14 protein-coding genes are annotated in these 26,295 nt (G+C 43.6%); 10 read left to right on the forward strand and 4 right to left on the reverse strand.

Features of this window, described 5'->3' with window-relative positions; genetic code table 11:
* The first annotated feature begins 165 nt into the window (after positions 1 to 165).
* Positions 166 to 324: a hemin uptake protein HemP gene (hemP, locus tag ACQKCG_RS01590; protein WP_227672156.1), complete on the forward strand. Its 159-nt coding sequence runs from the start codon at positions 166 to 168 to the stop codon at positions 322 to 324.
* A gap of 151 nt (positions 325 to 475) precedes the next feature.
* On the opposite strand, the gene ACQKCG_RS01595 is transcribed toward hemP, so the two are convergent.
* Complete coding sequence (locus ACQKCG_RS01595) at positions 476 to 5,470, reverse strand: translocation/assembly module TamB domain-containing protein (protein WP_102094422.1); 4,995 nt, start codon at positions 5,468 to 5,470, stop codon at positions 476 to 478.
* A gap of 102 nt (positions 5,471 to 5,572) precedes the next feature.
* Complete coding sequence (locus ACQKCG_RS01600; protein WP_102094421.1) at positions 5,573 to 9,133, reverse strand: BamA/TamA family outer membrane protein; 3,561 nt, start codon at positions 9,131 to 9,133, stop codon at positions 5,573 to 5,575.
* A gap of 483 nt (positions 9,134 to 9,616) precedes the next feature.
* On the opposite strand from ACQKCG_RS01600, the gene ACQKCG_RS01605 reads away from it, so the two are divergent.
* The 7 genes from ACQKCG_RS01605 (at position 9,617) to ACQKCG_RS01635 (ending at position 19,152) form a co-directional block, all read left to right on the forward strand.
* On the forward strand, positions 9,617 to 10,948 hold the full coding sequence (locus ACQKCG_RS01605) for an MFS transporter (protein ID WP_102094420.1): 1,332 nt from the start codon (positions 9,617 to 9,619) through the stop codon (positions 10,946 to 10,948).
* A 228-nt stretch (positions 10,949 to 11,176) separates the two neighbouring features.
* Positions 11,177 to 11,821 (forward strand): 2-polyprenyl-3-methyl-6-methoxy-1,4-benzoquinone monooxygenase, encoded by a 645-nt coding sequence (gene coq7, locus ACQKCG_RS01610; protein ID WP_102094419.1) that lies wholly within the window; start codon positions 11,177 to 11,179, stop codon positions 11,819 to 11,821.
* 243 nt (positions 11,822 to 12,064) lie between these two features.
* Complete coding sequence (locus tag ACQKCG_RS01615; RefSeq protein ID WP_102094418.1) at positions 12,065 to 13,189, forward strand: tetratricopeptide repeat protein; 1,125 nt, start codon at positions 12,065 to 12,067, stop codon at positions 13,187 to 13,189.
* Between the two features lie 309 nt (positions 13,190 to 13,498).
* The gene (locus ACQKCG_RS01620; protein ID WP_228153225.1) at positions 13,499 to 15,976 is read left to right on the forward strand and encodes an esterase/lipase family protein; all 2,478 of its coding nucleotides are present in this window, start codon (positions 13,499 to 13,501) and stop codon (positions 15,974 to 15,976) included.
* Between the two features lie 451 nt (positions 15,977 to 16,427).
* Positions 16,428 to 17,924 carry a cytochrome ubiquinol oxidase subunit I gene (locus ACQKCG_RS01625; RefSeq protein WP_101206159.1) on the forward strand — a complete coding sequence of 499 codons (1,497 nt, stop codon included), beginning with the start codon at positions 16,428 to 16,430 and terminating at the stop codon, positions 17,922 to 17,924.
* Complete coding sequence (gene cydB, locus ACQKCG_RS01630) at positions 17,924 to 18,940, forward strand: cytochrome d ubiquinol oxidase subunit II (protein WP_057759155.1); 1,017 nt, start codon at positions 17,924 to 17,926, stop codon at positions 18,938 to 18,940. Before ACQKCG_RS01625 ends, cydB begins: the two co-directional genes overlap by 1 nt.
* Positions 18,941 to 19,035: 95 nt before the next feature.
* Positions 19,036 to 19,152 carry a DUF2474 domain-containing protein gene (locus tag ACQKCG_RS01635; RefSeq protein ID WP_101206161.1) on the forward strand — a complete coding sequence of 39 codons (117 nt, stop codon included), beginning with the start codon at positions 19,036 to 19,038 and terminating at the stop codon, positions 19,150 to 19,152.
* A 183-nt stretch (positions 19,153 to 19,335) separates the two neighbouring features.
* Here ACQKCG_RS01635 and murU read toward each other — a convergent pair whose 3' ends face one another.
* Positions 19,336 to 20,073, reverse strand: coding sequence for an N-acetylmuramate alpha-1-phosphate uridylyltransferase MurU (gene murU, locus ACQKCG_RS01640; RefSeq protein WP_102094417.1), 738 nt, complete (start codon positions 20,071 to 20,073; stop codon positions 19,336 to 19,338).
* A gap of 46 nt (positions 20,074 to 20,119) precedes the next feature.
* Positions 20,120 to 21,223, reverse strand: coding sequence for an aminoglycoside phosphotransferase family protein (locus ACQKCG_RS01645; protein WP_371546792.1), 1,104 nt, complete (start codon positions 21,221 to 21,223; stop codon positions 20,120 to 20,122).
* A gap of 381 nt (positions 21,224 to 21,604) precedes the next feature.
* Between ACQKCG_RS01645 and ACQKCG_RS01650 the strand changes: the two genes are divergently transcribed.
* Both ACQKCG_RS01650 and ACQKCG_RS01655 read left to right on the forward strand, forming a co-directional pair.
* On the forward strand, positions 21,605 to 24,688 hold the full coding sequence (locus tag ACQKCG_RS01650; RefSeq protein ID WP_102094415.1) for an LPS-assembly protein LptD: 3,084 nt from the start codon (positions 21,605 to 21,607) through the stop codon (positions 24,686 to 24,688).
* 156 nt (positions 24,689 to 24,844) lie between these two features.
* Positions 24,845 to 26,236, forward strand: a complete 1,392-nt coding sequence (locus tag ACQKCG_RS01655; RefSeq protein ID WP_102094414.1) for a peptidylprolyl isomerase — start codon at positions 24,845 to 24,847, stop codon at positions 26,234 to 26,236.
* The last annotated feature ends 59 nt before the right edge of the window (positions 26,237 to 26,295 follow it).

Here is a 26,295-nt window from a genome sequence, read left to right on the forward strand (position 1 = left end):
TATGACAGTAAACTTAGATAAGTTTACATAATAACTGCATTTTATTTTATCAATTGCCTTGCAAATTCATCAAATCTAAATGATAATTATTATCGTTAAAAACAATTACGCTATGGTTAGCCAATTTTTTAAGCCACTTTTTTTCAAAAGGAATTTACTATGAGCATGGTCATCTCTCGTTATTTAAACTGTCGTGAAAACCGTCTACCTACTTTGCAATCACAACATCTATTTGCACTAACCAAAGAGGTACGTATCGAGCATGAAGGCGAAGAGTATCGACTACGCCTAACTCGCAACAATCGCTTGATTCTAACCAAGTAACGTCTATTTCAGTGACACCTTTCTCAATACCTCTATAAAAAAACGCCTTCATTATGAGGCGTTTTTTTATAGGTTATACAACTTAAAAACAATTTCAAAAGCGCTCTCAGCTGACATCAATTAAAAAGCAGTCGTCTTATTAATAAACAATTTAGAACTGCCAACTATAGACCACATCTACTGCATTCTCCGCTGCTGAGCTCGCTTCTACATAGATGCGGCGCGTCAATTGATAACGAACAGAAAGGCTGTTTTGCGCGTTGAAAACACCCACGCCATAGCGAATGTACAAATCAGGGGTAACGTAACCTGTGACGTTGACATTGGTGTCCTCGCTACTACCTGAAGCATCGACTGTCAGACTCTGCAAACCAAACGCTTGTCCGATTTGATTGGTCAGGCTACGAGTGCCACTCAGACCAAAGCTCAATCCAGCGGCAGCCAGATTATTGGTCACTTGCGATTTGAACCCTTGCTCACTGATTTGCGTCGCGCTCTTATTATCGATGCGGCCTGTCACCAATGCATTCATGGCTTGTTGCTGGGTCAGTCCTGCATTGTTGAAGACGATAATATTGGGGCTTTCAGTCGTTCCTTTGACACGCAGACCAACTGTTTTGCCATTAATTGTTTTGGCCGCTTCAATACTCAGACTCGGTTTCATCACATCGCCATTGAAACGCACTTGACCATAATTCAGCTCTAGGCTTTGGCCAAAGGCATTGATATTGGTACGGCGTGAGACCTGCACAACACCTCTAGCACGCATGATACCTGTGCCATTCTGAGTAACATTAATCGCCCCTGCCAATGGAATGACGGCGCCAAAACCACGGAAATTGATATCATCGCCCAAATCAACACCGATATCCGCATTGATTGACCAAGGTTTTGAGATAGCCAGTACTTCATCGATATTACCAATCAAACGACGATCTAGGACGACTGCATCTTCAGTTTGAGTAATGATATCTTCGCTGGCTTCAGGCGGACGAATGGTCGCAGACGGCACACTGATCGCCCCTTTTATATCAACATAACGGTCGCCTGGACGCACGATAATATCGATATCAGGATCGATTTCAGCAACCAGTAATGGCGGCTGAGTAATGACTAGGCCTTCACCGACGATACTCAACTTGGCTTGCAGTTTTTGTTGCCAGTTGACTGTCCCTGATAGTTCGCCTTCACCTGTACCACTATTAAATGTGCCATCAATGGTTGCTTGTGTACCGCGGATTTTGGCTGCCACATTTACTTTAGACAGATTCACTGGCAAATCAAGCATCGCTATACGGCCGTCAGAGAGTTTTACATCGCCATAGAACTGTGGTTTGGTTAAGGTGCCGCCTAGGCCACCCGCCATTGTGACATTACCTCTTAGGACGCGCATACCGGGGAAGAAAGGCTTAAATATCGCAAGATCAAGCTCGTTCAGCACCAATGCGCCAGAGATTGGTTTAGGGTCTTTATAAGGATCAACGATCACTTCAGCATAACCACGTGCCCCGCGTCCAGTATTGATATCGGTACGCAGCTTGATACCCTCAGGCACAGACAGAGCAATGAGAGACACACGCTTGTATGGCAAAGTCATTGATGTGCTTTCGCCATCTTGAGCGAGGCCAATCTTGCCATTGTCTGAGTATAACGTGGTATTAATGGTTGGCGGACGACCACGTTGCCATCCGACGATTGCTTTACCATTAATCTTACCATTCCAGTCAATATCTTCTGGTAAGAACACTGAGAATAACGACGTATCTAAATTCTGTAACGCTACATTGACTTCGCCTTGGTCCGGCGATGCTACTAGTTTTTCACGTAGACAGAGCTTGCCAGTTTGATCCGTGGCCTGCCAGCAATGAGCGGCAAGCTGTACTTTTAGATCACGGTTTTCACCACCTTGATTGTAAGGTAAATTCACAATCAGCTGTGCAGGTTGCAACTGATTCAAAGTCGCATATTTAGATCTAATGCGGCCTTTTCCAATGACACCTGACCAACTTAGCCTATCTCGATCAAAACCACCTTTTAGCCTAGCGCCGACATCGAGTTGCTTATTGGCCACATTTAGATCGACCACATGAGACTTTTCGGTACCATTAAAAGACGCTTTGACACTATCGAAACTTTGACCAGCAGCATCTAGACCTTCAGCCGTTACGATTAACTGGCTTGGGCTATTGGCTAAGTTAACCAGCTTGCCGCGTACACGGCCTTGACGCAATATAAAGCCAGGTAGCGCAAGTCGCTCACCGACCAGATCAATATAAATAGTAGGCAGTGCTTGACCAGATGGTTGAGACAGCGTGGCACCGCCAGTGACTTTACCAGCCAGTTGGTTAGACAGCTGATCTAGACTGGTGATATTAATTTTGGTTTGTAGCTGTTTGGCATTGCCGTTAGCCGTGACGTAATTATCACCCCAACGCAGCACCAGATTATTAGCATTTAAGCTATCAATCAAAGCATTTACTTGCTTATACTGTGCTTGGGCATCTTGGGTCTGAAGTTGCTTGAAGTAACTTGCTAAATCTTTAGGCAAACGCATTTTCGCTGATAGGCTGCCTTTGGCACTCAGTTGCTGCCCTTTTAGCATGCCATTTAGATTAACTTGTTTAATATTGACAATCTGCTGCGTGTCACTCCAGCGGCCATCTGTATCAATCGTACCAGTGATAAGGCTTGGAGTATCTTTTAGGAAGTAGCCAATGTTAAAACGATCCATCACCGCGTTGATATCCCATGCAACGCCTTGACGCACATCAACGGTACCGCTGGCATCGATACTACCTGCCGCACCCACATGACGGAAACGGTTGATACGGATCAACTGACTGTCACCACTGGCTTCTATATTTAGCTTACCTGCTGGCAATTGCTCGGCATCTAATATGCCGTTGAAATTTACGGCAAAGCGCTGCAATGTGCCTGCGGTGTTTTTGCTGTTTTTTGGCGCATTTTGCCATTCGCCACTGGTCTTTAGATCGCCTGTGATTATCGCTGGATTATTGGGTAAAAAATAACCCAAGTTGAACTGGTCAAAACGACCATCTATATTCCAGCCGATATTTTTACGTAAGTCGATAACACCTTTCGCATCAACTGCGCCCGCTTCACCTTTATAGTTCAGCTTACGAATACTAATCAGCTTTGGCGTACCCGCAGCATCGATAGATAGACGACCTTGTGGTACATCTGCTGTATCAATCCGACCATCAAAACGCGCATCAAAGACTGACAGCTCACCACCTACGATATCAACACTGGCATCACCAGCACCGGTAATACCGATAGCACGATCTGCTTGCGTCGCATCGAGCTGCGCTTGCATATCGGTATTGTTTAAAGTAATCACGTGACGCTGTCCGCTGACGCCGTTTTTAGTGATATTTAGCAGTCGACCACGCGCACTTATACTACCTGTTAGGCGCTCAAGCGGTAAATCGCTACGATATTTCTTAGGAAGTAAACCTTTGGTACTGGCGTCAATCTGCCATGTCAGTGGACGCTGGTTGCTCGCCAACTGAATCTGTCCTGTGCCGGATAAGTCTCCTACTATGCCGTTATAATTAAGACGATTTATATCTATGACATCACCAGCCTTACGTATACGTAAATCATAGTTGCCCTTGGGGGCAGCATTTAGCTCATTGATAACGGCATTGGCATCGACTGATAGGGTTGAACCACGAACGATGACGTCTGCCTGTCCACTAGGACTGTCGATATTGCCAATATTGGGTACGTTACGGCGGGTTAGATTTTTCCAGTTAGCATCAATATACCAAGGCGCAACCTGCTTAGATTTAGCAGAGGTTTTACCACGGACCATATTGGCATTGATATGCTCACCATCACGCTGACGTAAATCTGCATCGATCTGCGTATTACCAGTGGCATTCTGCTGCTGATAACGCAGTGACAGTCTACCGTTAAGGGTTTGCGGCGCATAAGCTTTAAAGTCAGCATACTCAGCCGGAATAGCTTGGCGAATATTAAAATTACTACCCGTCGCACGCACTGTGGCCTCAAAGCTGTCTTTCCAATCTAAGATACCTTGTAATGCCAAACGTCCCGCTGGCACGTCAGCATCTAGGCGATCTATACGTAGCTGACTATTGGCAATAACGGCGCGGCCTTGATAATGACCTGATGGAATGTCTTTGGCTGTCAATTCAGTATTGATACGCAATCGTATCTCAGAGATGACACCAGAAGCTGTGGCTGTACCGCTTTGTAGGCGAATGTTTTGGCTATCGGCGTAAGGGATAAGAATATCATCCCACTGTAGTTTTGCATCGAACGGCGCACCCGCATCCAACCCCTGTACTACAAAGTCGCCTCTCACATCGCTATCGTTATAACGACTGCGTACTTTACCGACAGTACGTTTAAGCGTTCCCGTTGCAGAGATATTCAATGGGTCGATATAGGCTTTTTCAAGGGCGCTGACTTCCGCAATCGCACTCAAATCTAGTGGATAGTCGCCCTGTAGGTCGATCTCTCCTTGTAAGGCACTGACTTTCACGATATCAGCGTACTGCAAGTCACCACGGCCAACGGTCACCGTACTACCCACCCACGTTAGATCACGTGCCGTAATATCTTGAATAACGATAGGATCTTTGGTTACTTGCTTATAGGTGACTTTCTTAATTTTTGCTTGATCAAAACGCAAATTTACTGGCAACTTTAAGGTTTTATAATCGAACGGTTCACCAGTAGGCGGTTTCTTATTGATAATCTCTATGGTCTGGATGTCTGCATCGCTTAAATGCACTTCTTTTGCAAATACTGCACGCCAGCCTATTTTTACATAGGCCTTATCTACCAATATCTCAAGATCTTCAGTCGCTTCAATATCGATATCAGTGACCCAAATGCCATCGCGCAAGTTACCGCGTCCGTATTTGAAATCAATACCTGTTTCAACACTGATTTTTTCTAATATAAACTTCGTACCAGCGTCAGTCCCTGCCGCATAAAAAAATATGGCAAACATAATCGCCAGTACGATAAGCACCAATACCAGCAGTTTGAGCAGAAATGACAACGGATACCAACGCCTAACGGCACGGGCATCACGCTGTGCTGGATCTTCATCTGGAGCATTATTAGGCGGGGTATTTTCTGTCAGCATGACACTCAACTACGTTAAAAAATGAAGACCAGCAATCGGTACGATAAGTGATGATTAGAACATTTGGAGCTACTAAACATTTGGAACTACTACATTAAGCGATTATAACGGTGACCCAATAAAGAAGTGCAGTCGTACAGGAATGCTTTCCTCTGTCACGCCAGCAGCCACATCGACGCGCACCATTCCTACAGGCGATGCCCAGCGGATACCGACACCAACGCCGACTTTTGTCTCAGTATCAAAATCTTTGTCATAAGCATTACCGACATCAGTAAAGAATGCACCACGGAAACCTGGTTTAAATTCATAGTTATACTCAGCACTACCGACCGCTAGTACCTGCCCGCCCGTTAGATAGCCTTTATCTAATGGTGACAAGCTCTCGTAATCATAACCGCGGATACTCTGATCGCCACCTGCAAAGAAACGCAATTTATAAGGCACATCGTAAAAATCATCCGCCCAGATATAACCGGCATTAGCACTACCTAATACTTGATGTTTTTTGTCTTCGCCAAAGCTATAGATACCACTAACGCCTGCGCGAATAATCGCCATATCAGTATCACTGAATGCGCTATCAGTGCCAGCCTCGATTGAGTAGTACTGGCGCATGCCCTTCGTTGGATTGGTAGCGTTATCAGTATCTGTTTTATTCATACCATAGCCAAATAATAACGCGCGCTGTTTCGGACTTGAAGAGGTAAAGCGGATAGGCAGATCATCTAGTGCTGCCCCATCAACCCCTGTCTCAAGCTCATCCAAGCGATAACGCACAGAGTAGCTGCGATTCCAGCCAGTGTCACTACGAATGTTACGTGCCAAAGCCGCTTTTAGCGTTGTGGTTGATAGATCAAAGTTGCCTTCACCTTGGTCAATCACTTCCTCTTCATAAGTAAGACGTGCATCTAGCTTATCATTGAGCGGGTGCTTCCATGGTCGACTGGCATACACAGCCACGTTTTTGCTGATTCTCGAAACTTCCGTTTCTGCACCTGCTTGATAGCCTTGGCGATTGAGCAAGTTGTAGTCTATTTTTGCAGTGGCGCGAACGCCAGTATCTGTACCATAACCCAGACCAACTTGAGCATCACGTGGTTTATCCGCGTATACAAACACATATAAAGGTACTTTTTTGCTTTCTGCGACGTCTTGCGGCGTTTTACGTCCTGCTAGCGTTGGTGGTACAAAGTTTTCGTCAGCAATCAGACTCTTTTCGTCAGGGAATATCTTTTGCGCGACATTACTGATTGAGTCACTGATTTTTCCCAATAGATTATCGGCTTCCTGATCTTTTTCATCGAGCACGCGATCATTCGGCAAGCGGCTTAGTCGTTCTGCTTTTTGTCTGATGGCTTGCAGCTTATCAAGGGTGGCTTCATCAGCTTCAAAATCAATCGCAGCGATATCCGCTTCATTGACCGTCGCGCCGCTGTTAGCACTCAGAGCATTATCGCTCTCTGCACCTATGTCGCTATTATCATTGACCGTATCTTCTGTGCTAGCAGTTACATTTAAGGCAGCTGCGCCATCATTGCTACTCAGATCTGCAATGCCATCATTGTCCACATTATTAATATCGTCATCTAATGTGTCGTTACCCTCGGTAGCAGCATTGTCAAACGCTAAGGTACCAGCTTCACTACTATCAGTTGGTGGTAGTATCGACTCGACGTTGATCGTATTAAAGTAACGAGTTGCCGATAAGTCATTACTGAACTTCGTGACTGCTGGACGATAAAACGGCTCACCCGGCGTAAAGCCATAGAGCTGTTGTAATAATGAAAGCTCTACTGGTAGCTTGTCAGGGTCTTGGGTCAGCGTATTGGTTTCTTTGTCGTAGGTAAAAAACACCACATCGTCAAACTCGTAACGATCACCCGTGTTATAAACCAACGAGACATCTGCCTTGTTGTCCGGCAAGATGATATCAACAGATTTATTCAGCCAATACTGGTCAAAGTAGCCGTAGGTATTGCTCAAGGACTCTAAAGCCGCTTTACTGCTCTTATAGACACGATGATTAAAAATATCGCCTTCTTGCGGCGGCAAATCTGCCTCAAGCGATGCAAACTCTTCTTGCTCACTGCCCTCACCGCGAATCTCAATAATACGGCTGTCTACCAGTACCGGCTCGCCTAGCTCTTCAATCACCACATTGACTGTATCGCGATCAGGCTGGGTCAAACGCATCTCAACCTCGTAGTAACCCACGGCTTTAGCAGCATTCTGTGCTGTTTCGCGCAAACGTGGCAATGCCGCAGTAAAGTCAATAACCGACTGAACGGAAGTGTCATCCAGTGCTGCTTTGATGTTTTTCATCGGCTGAATATCATTGTCAGCCTCAATCAACTGAGCCTTACCGTTAGGAGAATCTTCAGCGGATACTTGCTCTAGATAAATAGTGGTTTCTACATTTGGCAAAGCCACCACGCCACCGTCATTAAAAAAACGATTGTAGAGACGCGTCACGATATTACCTCTATTACGCGCGCGTGGCCGTGGTCTATTGGCTTGTTCGATACTTTGATCGACGGCCTGAGTATCATTCTGATAATCTGGTAGATAGTCATTCGGATTGATAATGTCTGTTGTCGTACCTTTTACATTTGCAGGCACATTCGTGCCAGCTATCACCTCATCACTACTATCATCAGTCGTCAGGCCATTTTCATTCTTAACAGTAGCTTCATTACTAACGACATCTTCATTGCTAACAGCGCCACTCACCTCAATCGGACGTGACATCCCTTCAGCTGTGCTCGCCTGTTCTTCCGTTGTTTCATTTCTACCCAACGTATCAAGATTGTTCGGAGCTGGCAAGTTTGTCGCATCTAGCTCTACATCGAGACCAATTGGCGATATTGTGTCATCTAACGTAGCGATTGGCGCATCAAAATCACTGTCGTTATTGCTGATATTGATACTGTCAATATCTTGAGCGTTCTGCGTATCCATTGCCGCTAGCTCACGATCGATCTGCTCAGGCGTCATCATTTGATAACCCTGCTGCTGAATCTCAGTTGCTTGTTGCAACAGGTCATCATTAGAAGCGATTGATTGAGCGTTATTTGGATTGTATGAAGTACTTGGACTATCAGTGAAAGTCTCTAGATCTTGAGAGTTATTGTTTTGAGAAGATAAGTTTTGAGCATTGGCATTTTGCTTCGTCGAGTTTTTAGATCCTGACTTTGTCGAGTTAGGTTTTTTAATTCCTAAGCTTTGTTCGCTATAGTCGTCCAATACTGACTGATCAATGATGCCTTGTTCTACTGCTTTTTTTAGACGTAGCGCATCTAGAGCCATATCTAGCTGAGTATCGTCATCGGACAATGTAGCTGACTGCTTGATAGCCGCTTGATCATTAGCAGCTTGACTATTGTTATTCTGCTTACTAAGCGTTCGATTACTATCAGTTTGGTCAGCAGCAGATGAGTTGGTGATAGCGGTATTATTTACACTATTGGTAGTGTCTGCCATTGCCGCAGGTGCCATACCGAACAAACTGGTCGCAAGCGCAGTGCACAATGCCGAACGTCTGAAATTTTTACGCGGTGCTGCTGGATACGTACTTGGATTATTACTATCGTTTTGGACTATGGCTGTGTCACGCTGCATCATTAGACCCTTGCATGCTCGAGTTGAAGGCTGCTTTATCATCTTTACGTCCTATCAGCTCACGCGGCACAATCTTATCAACGATAACGATCGTTAAGTCTGACCGGTGAATAAACTTATAGCAGTTATCTGGAATTAATGGTTTACTACTTTAATTTTATGACTGGTTATCTATAGTGTCGGCTTTAGCACTCTGTGTCTACTGCCTTATAGGTCTACTAGCTTAGAAAAGGCTACTAGCTTATAGATAGCATTAATGGGTAGTAGCCTTTGTTTTCACTACTATTTATACCCTAAAACGCAATCACATAAAATTTATAAATCATAACTTAGTTAAATATCGAATCATAGCATTGACTGCATGTATTTTCACCGAAGCCTTGCTATTATACGGCTTAATATTGATAAAACCTATGCTATATCTTGATATAGTTTTTAATAAAATTTACGATTATTCTCATAAAAAAATTGTCGTTCAGCGCCGCTATTTTCTCTATCAGTCGCGATTTATCTGTAGGAATGTCCATGTCCAACCAGTTTCAGTTATTCAAGCGCCGTCGTTTTAGCGCTATGTTTTTTACCCAGTTTTTGGGCGCATTCAATGACAATATTTTTAAGCAGGCGCTCATACTGGTGCTGACTTATACTGCCGCCAGTAAATTAGGCGTAGAGGTCAGCATTCTTAATAACTTGGCCGCTATGCTATTCATCCTGCCCTACTTTTTGTTTTCTGCTTTGGCAGGCCAGATTGCTGATAAGTATGAAAAATCAAAGCTCACGCAGTTTATCAAACTCCTTGAGCTGATCATTATGGCAGTTGCCGCAGTCGGCTTTGTCTTTGAATGGTATGCACTGCTATTTGTCGCGTTGTTTTTGATGGGCACACATTCGACCTTCTTTGGACCGATTAAATACGCTTATCTGCCGCAAGCGATGAAAGAAGATGAACTGGTCGGCGCCAACGGCCTTTTTCAGATGGGTACGTCGCTGGCTATTTTGGTCGGTATGATTGTCGCTGGTATTTTGACTCAACTATCACAATCCCTGTATTGGATTAGTGCCACGGTGTTGGTTGTCGCTGTTTTAGGATATTTAGCTGCACGATATATTCCTACTATGGCAGCGATGCAGCCTGACCTGAAGATTAACTGGAATATCATTACCACCAGCTTAGCCACTGTACGTTACTTATACTCCTTGCCTTTTTTGTTCTTTATCATTCTTGGTAACAGCTGGTTTTGGTTTTATGGGGCGACGTTTTTGACCCAAGTGCCAGAGTTCAGCAAGGTGATTTTGCTTGGTGATGAGTCAGTTGTTATTTTCTTACTCACATTGTTTTCTGTTGGCGTGTCGATCGGTTCGGTGCTGTGCAAAACATTGACCAGAAATAAAGTCAGCTTGCGTTTATTGCCTTTTGGTATTGCTGGATTAAGTATCTTTGCTATTGATTTGTATTTTTCACTTTCAGGTTTAGATATAAATGTGAATAATGACACATTACTTGGCATCGGTGATTTGTTTAATATAAGTGGTAGCTGGCGGGTGTTTGCAGATTTGTTCTTATTAGGGTTCAGCGGTGGTTTGTATATCGTACCGCTATATGCTTCTATGCAAGCCTACGCACCTAAGAGCCATCGAGCACGTATTGTCGGTGCGAATAATATTTTTAATGCGATATTTATGGTTACATCAGCGATTTTTGCGATTGTTATTTTAAATGTTTTAGGGTTTACGCTACCGCAGCTATTCTTGGTAACAGGGCTATTAAATATTGTGTTTGGTGCGTTCTTATATATTAAACTCAATAAGCATATTAAGCATGCCGTTATCCAAACCAACGATGGTATAGCGCCGTAAATAAGTTCAGTTCCATAGATACAGTCTAATGTTGCGCTGATGACTTCGTTGCTCTTATCGCTATAGCAACCTATGAACTATCTATAGATTATTTATGGGCTACCTAGACAGTAATATTCGAGCCGATAATTTGGATTGTTTGTTATAGTAATACGCATCATGCCGTTGCTTTTAGACGGTAACATACTTTATTTTATTGACAGTTTTTAACACCATCAGGAGTGAATTATGACCCTGCGTCCTTTATCTAAAATTGACCAGTTGTTACTTGGGGTCGATAAGGCATTACGAGCTGTCGTGCCCCATTCCAATCCAAGCACGCGTCCGTTGCCCGTCAGTAGCGATGAGATTCCTGAGCTGACCATCACAGAAGCGCGGCACGTCTCAGGTCTTATGCGTATCAATCATACCGGTGAAGTATGTGCGCAAGGTCTATACCATGGCCAAGCGTTTGCCGCGAAAGATAATGGTGTCAAACAAGCCATGCAACAATCCGCCGAAGAAGAAGTCGATCATTTGGTCTGGTGCGAGACTCGTCTAAGCGAACTTGGTAGCCATGCCAGCGTATTTACGCCGCTTTGGTACGGTATGTCTTTTGGACTTGGTGCAGTCGCAGGCGCGATCTCAAATGAGTTTAGTCTAGGGTTTGTAGCGGAGACAGAAGCGCAGGTCAGCGAGCATCTACAGGATCATATCAAGCAGCTACCTGAACATGATCAGCGCTCAAAAGAAATACTGGCACAAATGGATAAAGAGGAGCTGCATCATCGCGAGCTAGCACTTGCAAGTGGCGGCGCTGCCCTTTCTCCGGCAGTACGTCGGACCATGCGATGGATGGCAAATCGCATGAAAGATACCGCTTATCACTTATAGCTTATCACTTATGGCTACAGGTACTGTGGTTAGTTGCTGTTGTCGATTTTCTTACTAATTAATAGCTGCACAGATTTACGTAGGTTTGCTTAATTCTAGCGATTAACAATCCTACCACAGATAGCGTAAAGCTTAATTTGCTACGGTATTAAAAATTTGTACGATTTTGCAGCAATGCGCTATTTATATTACCGTCCAATCAATGAATAACAACCAAATAAATTAAACAAGGTAACGATTTTTATGAAAGCGATTCTCTCTAGTAGCCACTCTATTAAGTCACCGAAGTTTGCAACGTTGACCGTCATGGCTGCAACCTGTGCCATGCTGTTATCTGCACCTGTAAACGCTGCAGAAACTGACGCCACTGCAACGGCTGTACCTAGTGCAATGGATTCAAGCAAACGTGTGATTCGTCTTGCTCGTCCTAATGCAGCTATCAGTCCTGCTCAAGCCAATGCCGCTCAAACAAGCTTGCCAGCAACACCTGCGAGCAACAGCCAGCCGACTAATGCGCAAACAACTAACATGCAACTAAGCGGCACTCTGCAAAACAACGCATCTGTTAGCACTGCTCAACCTCAAACACCACAAATGATGTCGCCTGCTGCTGCACCTGTCATGAACGGCACTACTCGTGTTTATGAGCCTGGTCCAATGACAGCTACTGGTATCGATCTGCGTAGCGGACAACTTCCGAATATTCCTACACCGCAATTACAGCTCTCAGACATGAGCTTTGTTAAAACTGTACTAATTCCACAACAAAAAGGGCTAGGTACTGATAAGCTTGATGTTAGCTTATTAGATGACTTCATCGCTGATGTATCCCCTAACGCGCGCCACTATCCACCAAACTTCCCTAACCGCACACAGCGTCATTACACTCGTGAAAAAATCAAAGTATTAGCGGATTGGATCGAACCTTATGCTAAGTCGCCAAATGCTTCTTATGATGTGTTGCTTCGTGCTGCTAAGCTAAACGGTATGGGTCGTAACCTAGACTTGGGTTCAGACTACACGGTACGTGGTGGTCAGTATGTCGATCGCGCTATCAAGCTGCAACCTGATAGTGGTGAGGCTAACTTCCTATACGGTATGATGCTATCAGAGGGTGGCGGATTCAAAGAAGGTCAAAAGTATCTAGATCGCGCTGTCGCTCTAGGGTACACCGAAGCAGAACAAAGCTTGGCACAGTCAGATCTACTTAGTGACCGCCGTGCTAATGCGTTAGAACGCCTACGTCGTCTTGAAGGGCAATACCCTAACAATACTGTTATTCCTCAACAAATCAAACTCGTTGAAGAAGGCAAATTCTACATTTGGGATATTCCTGCCCCTGACATCAGTGTAAAACCAGGTGCTTAGAAATTTTATACTTGTTGAGATTAGCTATTGAGGGTTTGATTCATAAGATATTTGTTTAATAAAACCTTCACTAGGTCAAATCTCTAATAAATAATCTAAATCCAAGCTTTAAATACCAAGCGCTTTTGTTTTATATCTATAAGACAAAAGCGCTTTTTTTCGACTAGTAGAAACACTTTCGTTTTAAAACATGCTTTTGTAGAACTGCAAATGAATAGTCTAATGCCAAAAGTTGCGCTACACTCATTATCAATTGCTACTTTCATTATTGATACTCTCATACATAACTACCGTTTATTGGACTGACTTATGACTTTCGCTGGCTTTAGCAAACAGACAGTAATGCATATTAATAAAAAAACCCTGCCCATTACGTCACTTATGCTTTTGGCGGCAGCAGTATTGCTACCAGCGTGTAGTACGGTGACGGTCGATAAACAAGCCTCGGCCAAGACCATCTCAGCGCAGCGCGGCAATATCGTCACTGACAATGCGCTAAGTAGCGACACAACATCTGCTTTGCTATCAGCAGGACTGAATGAGCAAGCCTGTATGCAGCAATTTGACTTATGCTTGACTCAGCTCTCTGATAGTATGCTTAACAGGCACTATCGGCCTGCCTTAGCTATTTTTGCAGAACTGCACTATGCAAAAGCGCGTCAACTATCTGATTCAAAAAACTGTCGTAATGCGCTTGCACGCCCGCCACTTGATCCGTATTACGCCAATGCGCCTTTAAGTAATGAGGATTCAAAAACACAGCAAGAAGAGACTGACCTGTGTTTAACCGATTATCAAGCAAGATTGTTTGATGCCGTCAAATACAGCTACACCTATCTATTTTATGACAGTTTGACCCATGACTTTGAAGGTGCAGAGCAAAATAGTAATAGCCATCGTGCGCAAAACCGTATTCCGAATGACAATGACATCCAAACCCAAGATATTTATAACGCTGCCAGTAACGACGTTATTACTCAAATCTATCAATCGACTGAAAATGCCAATAAATTGATGGGTGATACGAAAGTAGAATACCTGCCAATAACCTCTACCAAGCGTGATAACACCGATGAAGCAGCGATTGCCAATCGACCACCACTAAAGGGCAAAGCAACAGACCAAGTCAAAGTCATGAAAGTGACAGTAGATAACTACAACCTTGATATTTATTTGCCAAACGAAAACAACTATCTGCAAAACGCTCATAAACAAACTTCCGCTTTGGCAGACTTATCATCCACTTATGAGCTGCGACTCTCAGGTCTCAATTCCGTGAGCAAACGCCCCGGCTTAGGCATCAGCTTGGTTGCCTCGTTGGATGATCGCTATACCACCACAATCCGTCAATTATTGGTCGCCTCATTATCTGGTCGGCTAACAAATGAAGATACAAACACGGACGATAGCGAGCCAAGTTCACGTATTTATCCCACTGGACACCTGTTATTAACAGGTCTGATTAAGCCAGATGGCGATAGCGTATTAGACGCGCTAGGCAGTCGTAAGCTTGATATTCATTTATACAATCCGTACCAAACTGAATCCGTCAATATCCTCAACGATGACTACCCACTGGCAGCCAATTTTTCTGCGGGATATGGCTTATGGTTATCAGAAAACCAGTTAGATGGTGTGGGTTATTTAAACTTGATTACTCGCCAACCAGATGCTCAGCTGCCCAAACTCTTCATGCTCGAGCCTTATGATCCTGATAAACGCGTGTTGATTATGTTGCATGGGCTAGCCTCTAGTCCGGCCACTTGGGTCAATCTGACCAACGATATTCTTAATGATGACAAGCTGCGTGATAACTACCAAGTTTGGCAGATATTCTATCCAACCAATCTGCCTATTTTAGAAAATCGCTACCAGATTCAACAGTTAATCAACAGCACCTACCAGCAAACTGATCCCAATGGACAAAATCGTGCCAGTCAAAACAGTGTGATTATCAGTCATAGTATGGGTGCCATTATCGCTCGTATGATGCTATCTGATGAAAATTTAATCGATGATTTAGATAAGCTCAATGATAAAGACATCCTCTCTAGCAATGAGAAGCAGCAAATCCGTAACGCGCTCAAAACGTCTTTTGGCGAAGATGAGTTAAAGGAACGATTTGAGCTACAGGCATTGCCACAAGTAGACACCGCTGTTTTTCTATCTGCACCTTTCCGTGGTACCGATTATGCAGATCGATGGTTCACCCGTGCACTACGCCGCATCGTTTACTTACCCGTAGGTCTGGTCAAGACATTCACGGATAACTTAGCGACTATTGCCACACAAGGCGATTTGGCGCAAAACCCACTAGGAGCATTGTATTTGCAGAATGGTGCCAGCCAGTTAAGTGATAAGTCTTCTTTTATAGAGTTAACCAAAGACATCACTATTAATGAGCGTATCACTTATCATTCAATCATTGCCAATAACGATGCCGATATCACTAAAGGGTTGGCACAAACACAACCAAATGGTGCCAAGATTGATTTGTCGCAAGCGGTAGAAGACAATGCTGGAAATGAAACGGCGAGCGTTGATGTGAGCGATAATACTGAGACATCACAGCTACCACCTGAGCCGCTTGTTGCTGCTGTAACGGTCAATGATGATATCAGTCAAGCACTGACTGAGCGTTTATCAGATGGTATCGTTCCTTATAATAGTGCCCATCTCGATGGTGCCGCATCTGAGACAATTATCAATGGTGGTCATAGTATCCAGACTAATCCGCAGACCATTTTGACGTTGCGAAGAATTTTGCATAAGCAGCTACAAGAATGATGTAGATTTTTGTTATTTCACAAGGTTTTTGACGTATAAATCGTAACCTTTAAACATCAGTCATAGCTTTCAGATAAGCAGTATGTTCGCGCATACTGCTTTGTTTTTAATAATATTAATTTTATTTTTCAATGTTTGAATTATGTTATTTTGATGACTCTTAGGTCTGCAACAGACAGACTGGGTTGCTTGCGTGTATATCTAGGTGAGCGCATAATATATCTATAGCACATGACAGTAATATGTAAATTTATAAGGACATAAATTATTCAATTCAGCTAAACAGTGAGTCGCAAACTTAGCCACAATTTATGTCTAATGGAGCTAAGTCCACGTCACTGAGCTATTGCCCGTAATGTTTGCCACTTTGATCGATGGATAGTTACGGACAGTTACTTGAGCGTTGTATGGAAGTCAGCGCTATTCAGCTAACAGATGAGAGTAACCGTTTATGTTCGCTACATTTATGATTGACCAGCTCGATGCGCTGATGCTCGCGCGTATCCAATTCGCTTTTGTTATCTCGTTCCATATCGTCTTTCCTGCCTTTTCTATCGGTCTTGCCAGCTGGCTTGCGGTGCTTGAATTCCGCTGGTTAAGAACTGGTGAACCTATCTATGCTGAAGTCTACAAGCATTGGGTCAAAATATTTGCTGTCGTCTTTGGTTTAGGCGTGGTATCAGGCGTGGTAATGTCCTACCAGTTCGGTACTAACTGGGCAGTATTCTCTGATAAAGCCGGTAACGTTCTAGGCCCATTACTCGCCTATGAGGTACTGACAGCGTTCTTCTTAGAAGCGTCCTTTTTGGGGATTATGCTATTTGGGTGGGGTCGCGTGAGCAAACGCATGCATTTTGCCTCAACCGCCATCGTTGCTATCGGCACCTTGATTTCAGGTTTCTGGATATTAGCCGCCAACAGCTTTATGCAGACCCCTCAAGGTTTTATGATGGGTGCAGATGGCCTGCTCTATCCAACTGACTGGCTTGAAATTATTTTCAACCCCTCATTCCCTTACCGCTACGCTCATATGATGACCGCAGCCTTTCTAACCACTGCCTTTGTCATTGGTGGTATCGGCGCATATTATATTCAATCCAAAAAGCACGTCGAGCACCGCGCGCATGGTCGTGTGATGCTAGGTATGGCGATGATTATGGCCATCTTCGTTGCGCCTGCGCAGGTATTGATTGGTGATGAGCATGGTCTAAATACCCTTGAGCATCAACCTGCTAAAGTAGCTGCGATGGAAGGGCTCTGGGAAGATGAGCGCGGTGCCGCACTACGTCTCTTTGCGATTCCTGACCAAGAAAATCAGACCAATAAGTACGAAGTAAAAATTCCTTATGTGACTGGTTTAATCTTAACCCATTCGTTAGATGGTGAAGTTAAAGGGCTTAAAAACTGGGCGCCTGAAGATCAACCACCCGTCATTATCGTGTTTTGGGCGTTTCGTATCATGGTTGGTATTGGCATGCTTATGGTACTGGTCGGCCTATTCAGTCTATACAAATACTTCAAAAAACAGCAGTTCAATACTGACAGTGTATGGTTCCACCGTGCTTGGATGATGATGACTCCGCTTGGTTTTATCGCCTTATTATCAGGTTGGTTCGTAACCGAAACAGGACGTCAGCCCTGGACGGTTTATGGGGTGATTCGTACTGCTGAAAGTATGTCACCGCTTGCAGCACAGCAAGTAGCGACAACATTGATTGGCTTTATCGTTCTGTACATATTTGTCTTTGGTGCAGGCAGTTTTTATATCTTGCGCTTGATTGCTCAAGGGCCGAAACCTTATACAGATCCTGCAGAAGATAACTTCTACGAGCATTCAGTAACTGAGAGCCAAGGCCGCGCGTTAAGTGGTGATAGTAATCCTGCTAAAGGTACTGAAGAAGGCTTAGATGAGCCTGCAAATGATGTCGATGATGGAGGATTACGCTAATGTTTAACTTCGGTGATGTATTAGATTTACCTCTTATTTGGGGCGGTTTGATTGCTTTGTCTGTCTTTGTCTATGTACTGCTTGATGGCTTTGATTTGGGCTGCGGTATTTTGTTCCCTTTTGCAGGCTCAGATAAAAACCGTAGCCGCATGATGAACTCTATCGCCCCATTTTGGGACGGTAACGAAACGTGGCTAGTCCTAGGTGGTGGTGGTTTATTCGCAGCATTCCCTGTTGCTTATGGCATCATCATGACAGGTCTATATTTGCCAGTAACTGCCATGTTGTTCGGTCTTATCATGCGCGGCGTAGCGTTTGAGTTTCGCTTTAAATCCTCTTCGCGCCGGCATGTATGGGATACCTTTTTCTTTGTCGGTTCAGTCGTTGCCACTTTCTCTCAAGGCATTATGCTTGGGGCGTTAGTGCAAGGGTTAGAAGCCAGTAACCGTCTATATACTGGTGGCCCATTTGATTGGCTCACACCCTTCTCAATAGTGTGCGGATTTGCCATGATTATCGGCTATGCCTTACTTGGTTCAACGTGGCTTATTATAAAAACAGAGCACACATTACAAGTATGGGCGCGCCAAGTTTCTAGATGGATGCTTACTGCGTTACTAGTAGCGATGGTTGTGGTCACAGCGTTTATGTACTTCTCAGACATCGATGCATTAGAAGGATGGTTTAGTTTCCCAGATTTATTATACCTCGCTCCTATGCCTATCATTGTCATGCTCTTATTCTTTATCATGCGTAAAGACTTAAAAACAGAGCGTGAGTATCGTCCATTCTTACTAACGGTTGCCTTATTTTTAATGGGTTATATTGGGGTTTGTTTCGCCCTATTCCCTTATATCGTACCGTATCAAATGACGATTTATGAAGCTGCTGCTGCCGATACCTCGTTATCATTTATGCTGATTGGCGCCTGTATCATGTTACCGATTATCTTGAGCTATACAGCATTTGCTTACTATACCTTTAAAGGTAAGTCTGATCACAATCCAATGTACTAGTCGCTAATCGCGACGGACAACGGATCAGCTAAAAAGGATGGCTATCATCGTTTATAGATGGTAGTCACACTTCATACGCTAATCAGGAGATCTCTATGAAAAAGTTCAGTAAAAAACAATCGCAATGGGCATGGTTCGTGGGTCTATATTTGGCAGGGTTCTTAGTGGTATTTACCATTGCTCAGCTAATTAAACTGGCCATGGGTGTTTAGCGTAACTGCCTAATCATACGATTGAGTAGTTGGTTAGTTAGCTAATAAATAGCTTGCTAGATGCTAAATTTGCATTTTTGTCTTGCAAATACCTCTTTTAAGAATGTCGTAAAAAGTAACTCTATATGCATAAAAAAAGCAGCGTTGAATAATCAACGCTGCTTTTTATTTATCTTAAATTTATCAGCTTGGCCTACCTGCATGCTTGATATCATTCTGTTCGATAAACTCATTAACCTGTGTTAGACGCTCTGGGGTCCCCACGTCTATCCAATTATCTGTCGTCACTTCAGCAGTAATCTGAAACTTTATCATTGCTTGCTTTAGTAGTGGTGCTAATGCCGCAGGCTGTCCTGATACCAGACCTTCTACCAATTTTGGTGACATTACGCTAATACCTGCAAAGGTATACTTATCTGCATCGCCAACCGGTTGTTCACTAGCAAGGCCATTATTAATCGCGAAATCGCCGCCATTATTGTGCTCTGGATTATCAATCAATAACAAATGCGCGCGCTGATCCGCTCCCAATGTATAGTCTGTTAATCGAGAGAAATCATAGGTAGTCCAGACGTCAGAATTTACCAGAATGAACGGCTCATCTTTTAGTTTACCTGATTGTAATGCCTGAAAAATGCCGCCTGCAGTCTCAAGTGGCTCATCGTCTTCTACTGACCAATGCAGATTTACGCCATATTGTGAACCATCACCTAGGGCGTCCATTAGCTTATCTGCCAACCATGAGGCATTGACCGTGATATCAGTAATGCCTGCTGCTTGTAGTGCTTTAATATGCCATACAATAAGCGGTTGACCTGCGACTTCAACCAAAGGCTTGGGCGTCTCAAGCGTTAATGGACGTAGGCGTGTACCCTTGCCCGCTGCCAAAATCATGGCTTGTGTAATCGTAGAGGTAGACATCTGCGCTCCTATCTTTATTATTTAAATTAATTTAGCTGAGCGTCATCTACGCTGAAGCAAACTTCTCTTTATAAGCAGGTAGCACTGCCTCTTGTAGCCATTGATTAAACGATATAATTGATTGCTTTAGTTCATCATTGCCATGTTCGGCAAGCCAGTTTAATTCAATAATCAAATCACGCATGACTTTAGGAATATCCGCCAAATAGCGGTCTTTCCCATCACGCTCAGACAAACGAATAAAAATCCCTAATACCTTTAAGTGACGTTGTACGCCTATGACATTTACATCGTTTTCAAACTGCACCGCGCTATCAGCAGTGGTTAGTGATTTTTGTTTTTGTAGCTGCCAAAAGTCATTAATCCATGTAGATATTTGGCTCTCTGGCCATTCAACATAAGCATCGCGGACTAACGACACTAAATCATAAGCATACGAACCAATAACAGCATCTTGAAAATCAATCACGCCCAACTGAGATTTATCTGCTTGATCTTGCATGAGGTTGCGGCTGTGATAATCACGATGTACCACCACTTGTGGCTGTCGCAAAATCTCATTCATTAACGCTGTTTTTAGGTTTCCCCAAACCTGCTCATCTAGCGCTATACCAATATAAGGCATAAACCATTCGCTAAATAAATCCATCTCGCGGTCTAATAGTGCTGTGTCATAATCTGGTAGCTGGTGTTGCGACTTTGCCGTTTCTACTGGTACCGTTTGTAGCGCGACTAGTGTCTGCATTGCTAGTTGATAGTAGTCATTGATTTGGTCTGCAGTGGCATCGACAAGCAAATGAGCAAATTCTACTGTGCCAAAATCTTGTAATACCAAGAATCCTTTTTCTACATTTTGTGCAGCCAGTGTCGGCACGTTGACAGCAGGTGCCATCAGCTTAGCCACACTGATAAACTGCAGCATCGCATCTTGCTCGTCAGCGGAGTCCATGACGATATAATGCTTGTTGGCGCTATTGTCTGTCTCTGATAGTTCGATACGATGATATCGGCGGGCACTAGCGTCACCAGGTAAGCTATCTAGACTAAAGGTTTGATCTAAAAATACTTGCTGTAACCATTGTTCTAATTGCTGTTGGCGGTTGTTATTTTCATCGATCATATCAGTCTCTAAAGTCGTTTTGTCAGTCATATTGGGCATCGCTGGTTAAATATAAGTCATAAATAATTAAAGTAGTGATAAGTCGGACAAATACTTGCTAAAATAGCGATATGTGTCGGTGCTCTACAAGCTGTCACAGACGTATTGCTATATCATTCAATACTTGATGTCGGATAGAATCGCTATCGCTACTTAAAAATCAGCATGGCTATATTATAAATTTTGGTAAATAGTGTAGCTGATTTGGTTTTTTTTGACTATGATTAGTCGTCATTATATGTAAAACATCCAAATTTTTGAGAATACATTAGTCATATTTTAGTCGCTCGTTCACTGCTTTATGTCGTTCGGTGATACCGCTACTAAACTCAGTCATGCAATCCAATAAGCTCTGCAATCATAGGTGTGCCCTTGTTATATTCTCCGCTTTACCAAAGCATCCGCTTGATCTTATTTGGTGCCTTAGGTTTATCTAGCCTAACTGTCAGTGCTGCCATTGGTGATGCCAATACGCAAAAAACTGAACCACTCACTACGGACAGTACAGGCAGCTATGCGTCTAATAGTGTGGCGACTGACGCCAATAGTATTAGTCGTACTCAAAGTAATGATGGCTATCAAGAAGCAGATATTCTAAATGATAGCTATCCAGACGATGCTAATTCTGCTAATACGAACAACGCTACTTTATTAAATGATACTGCGTTAGATAGCAGATTCTCTGAGAACAATGACCTAAATATTACAGAGATTAATGAGGCTGCTGACTCTGAAGCTTTTAGCAACGAAGTGTCTAATACTGCTAATCTAAATACAGAAACCAGCAACCAACCAATCAGTAATACACCAGATAGCAGTGCCTTTGTCCCTAAAGCGGTGACAACGGAAAATGGCAAGCTAGATCTTAATGATGAGAGTATTCAAGCCAGCTTAATGCGCTTAGCAGAGTTTTATGAGCTAACACCAGATACCGATGCGTCAACATTAAACAATGAGGCTGTCAGCACTGAGGCGGACAATTCTCATAATAATGCGATGCCTGCTGCACAGACGATTCCAAAGGTCGGTAGAGACTTACGTCTGTTGCCAAATGCCGTGGACAGTGCCCAGCGCTGTGAAGGTCAATGGGTATATCCGCAGAGTAACCCCAACTATCAACGCGCTGTAAACGAAGCTGGTACGGCAAACGGACAACCAGCACCAAATGTGGCTAGCGTTCCGAACAATCAAGCCCCTTTATTTACCGAGTCAGATTACGGTTATTACAACAATATTAATTATGCCGAGCTATCTGGCAATGTAAAAATTGACCAAGGCACTCAGCATATCGAAGCAGAAAAAGTCATGATTGACTTGAGCAATGGCGTTGCGGCTGCTCAAGGCAAAGTCATGTTTACAGATAATGCGACTGGACAGCGTACAAGCAACGTCTCTACAAACAATGCCGCTACAAATAATGGCCAAGCCAGCTTTAATGATAGAGCAGCACAAGGCGGCCTAATTGGCGTTGCAGACAGCTTAAATTACAATACTGAGACTGGTCAATCAACGGCCAATGATGTGGCATTTGCTAGTGTTGGACTACAAGCGCACGGCTATGCCAAACGCTTAAACAAACCGAATGAGAGTGAATACGAGCTGGATCAGGTGATGTTTAGTACCTGTCCACCTACCAACCGCAAATGGCAGTTTGAAGCGAAAAGTATCGATCTAAATACCGATACAGGGCGCGGCGAAGCGTATAACACCACTTTCCGTGTGGCTGATATACCCGTATTTTATCTCCCCTACTTTAACTTCCCGATAGACAGTCGCCGTAGTAGTGGGTTTTTATTACCGAGCGCGAGTGTCGGTAGTAAAAGCGGCCTTGAAGTTGACGTACCTTATTATTTTAATTTAGCGCCGAACTACGATGCCACCCTTAATACTCGCGTTTATACCAACCGTAACCCCATGCTCTCCGGTGAGTTTCGTTATCTAACTGAGGAGTACGGCGAAGGAATTTTTAACGGCTCTTATTTGCCCAATGATAAAAAATATGATGGCGAAGATCGTAGCAGCTTTTTTTACGATCATTATTGGTCATCTACCAGTATTCCGCGCTTAAGTGGCGACGCAAAATATAGCTATGTGTCAGATGCCGATTATCTCAACGACTTCGATACCTTGGGTTTGTCAGACAATACGTTAAACCTACCACGCCGTGCGCGGGTGAATTATTATAACGATTATGTCAATGGTGAATTAAAAGTCGAGACTTTCCAAACGCTCGATGCATTTAACAATAACGGACAGCCTTTACAAGATAAAGACAAGCCGTACTCGCGCTTGCCACAGCTTAAACTTGACTATCGTCTACCATGGGCAAAAAGCTTTGATATCACAGGCGTAAGTGACTCGGCTTATTTTAAAAAATCCATCGATGATGGCTATGAAAATGAAAAAAGTGGCACGCGTTTTTATAATAAATTAAGCGCCGTTTATCCGATGGAAAAATCTTGGGGCTATATCAAACCTAAGCTCAGCTTGCAGCATCTATATACGTCATATGATGAAGATAGTTTAGAAGATAATCAGCTTAGTGAAGAAGATGGCAGTCAGTCTGTGTTTGTTCCGCAAGCCAGTATCGATGCAGGTCTACACTTCTATCAAGCGGGCTCACCATTTGGTGCGTTTGACGATACGATGGGCGGCTATCGTTTACTTAGCCCACGCGTAAAATATACGTATTCACCGTATGAGAACCAAAACGACATTCCTAACTTTAATACGCGTATTGCCTCTATTAACTATGAGCAGCTGTTTTCGGACAGTTGGTTCTTAGGTCATGATCGTTTGCAGGATCTGCATTCTATTACGCCTGGCGTCAATTATCGTTACATCGATGCAACGGGTGTGACACGTTTTGATGGTAGCATTGCAGAACAGTTCTATCTAGATGATGGACGTGTAACACTTGACGACGATCAGCCTGTTTTTACCTCGTCTTCTTCAGGTATGGTATGGGATACCAGCACTCAGCCTTATAATAATTTTTGGGTTGATGTCAGCGGTGCCCTAACCAGTAATTATGATTTGAACTACATTACTACTGAACTTCGTTATCAGCCATCAGACAACAGCTTATTTAATGTGGGTTATGTTAAGCGTCAGCGTGATGACAATACCGATCAGTTGCCATTATCTGCGTTTACCGCTTCCGCTGTTTTCCCTATCAATAACAGCTGGCGTATATTGGCTCAAGGTCAGTACGATTATAATCGTAACAAGATGCTTGATTCACTCATCGGCGTTGATTACGAAGACTGCTGTTTCGGCTTTGCTGTTTATGGTCGCCGCTATTACAATGACCTAAACGTAAAAGACGAGCCAACACAAGCTATTATGGCAGAAGTTAGATTAAATGGTCTTGGCAGCGGTAGTAGCCGCTTGACACGATTGCTCGCTGATAAGATTTTGGGCTTTGAACCTGTACAGACGGCATGGAAAGACTAACCAGTTTTTTGCTAGATTAGAGTTATTTACGTAAATATTTATAAGACACTATTTAAACCCCTATTATGGGAAACGCTGTCGAATATTTTATTATTAAGGGTATCGGATAGAGTTGACCAACTACCATCCGATGCAATGACATTGATGAGGAGCATCATGAGATTTTTTTCTTTACGTCAGACTAGCAGAGCAGTATTGCTATCTATGGCAGGCCTTACGCTTACGTTAAGTGCCAACGCTGCTACTGTCAAACCTGCAGCAGCTCAAGCTTCTACTTCTGCTGCGCAAAGCTCAGTTGATCGCTTAACACCAGCCAATAGCACAGACGGTATTATTGCCCTAGTTAATGAAAATGCTATTTTAAAAAGCGAACTGGTTGATGCTATCGAGCAAACCCAAGCACGTGCCAAAGCTGCTGGTGAGCCTATCGCAAACTCAGCACAACTACAGTCTGAAGTATTAAACGCGCTTATTTTGCGTGAACTACAACTGTCTATGGTCAAACGTGCGGGACTGTCTGCCGATGAAGCAGAAATCAATCAACGTCTTGGTCAAATCGCTCAAGCTGAAGGCCTTAATAGCATTGCAGCATTGCAGCAACGTCTAGATGCCGCACAACCTGGTAGTTATGCCAATCTACGTGCCAAACTGATCGAAGAGGCTTCTATCCAAGCGCTACAGCAGCGTCAAATTACTCGCCGAGTACGTATTAGCGAGCAAGATATTGATGCATTTTTGGCCTCACCTGAAGCCAAACGTCTGAATCAAAGCGAATATCAAACCATTCACGTACGTGTGCCTTATATAGATGACTATAGTCGCCTATCAGCCGCTCAACGTGAAGAAGCATTAAAAGTCGCGCAAGCATTACGTACGCGTTTGCTTGAGCCAAATGTCAACGTCGCTGAAGCCGTTGCTGCTAGCCAAGGTAGCTATCCGATTCCATTGCAAGGTGGAGATATGGGCTTTCACAAGGCTGCTTCTTTACCGACAGAACTGTCTAGCAAAATTACCAAGCTAGACGTTGGTACTGTAAGCGAGCCACTATTGACTCCTGAAGGGATTGATATCATCAAGCTTGCTGATAAAAAAGCCAGCAATACGATGCTGATACCACAATGGCATACTCGCCATATTCTAGTCAAAGTCGATGACCTACAGACTGACGCGCTTGCTGAACAAAAAATCAATGATCTATACGAGCAACTTCGTGGCGGCGCTGACTTTGCTAGTTTAGCTTCAACGTATTCAGATGATCCAGGTTCTGCGGGACGTGGCGGTGATCTTGATTGGGTTAGCGAAGAAGATATGGTTGGTTCATTTGAAGCCACCATGAAAAATACAGCGGTTGGTGACTACTCTGCACCATTTAAGACAAAATTTGGTTGGCATATCCTAAAAGTCGACGGTAAGCGCGATCAAGATATTAGCGAGCAATATCGTCGCAATATGGCACGTCAAGCATTGTATCAACGTTTAGCGCCACAAGCTCAAGAAGACTGGTTACAAGAGCTACGTGCTGGCGCTTATATTCAGATACTTGGCTGATATGTTGCAATAAGCTAGTAGTATTAAGTTAGCGAAAGCACTGAATCGATTTAAACAAA

This window comes from Psychrobacter sp. NPDC078929 (genome assembly GCF_050267985.1).
GTDB lineage: Bacteria > Pseudomonadota > Gammaproteobacteria > Pseudomonadales > Moraxellaceae > Psychrobacter.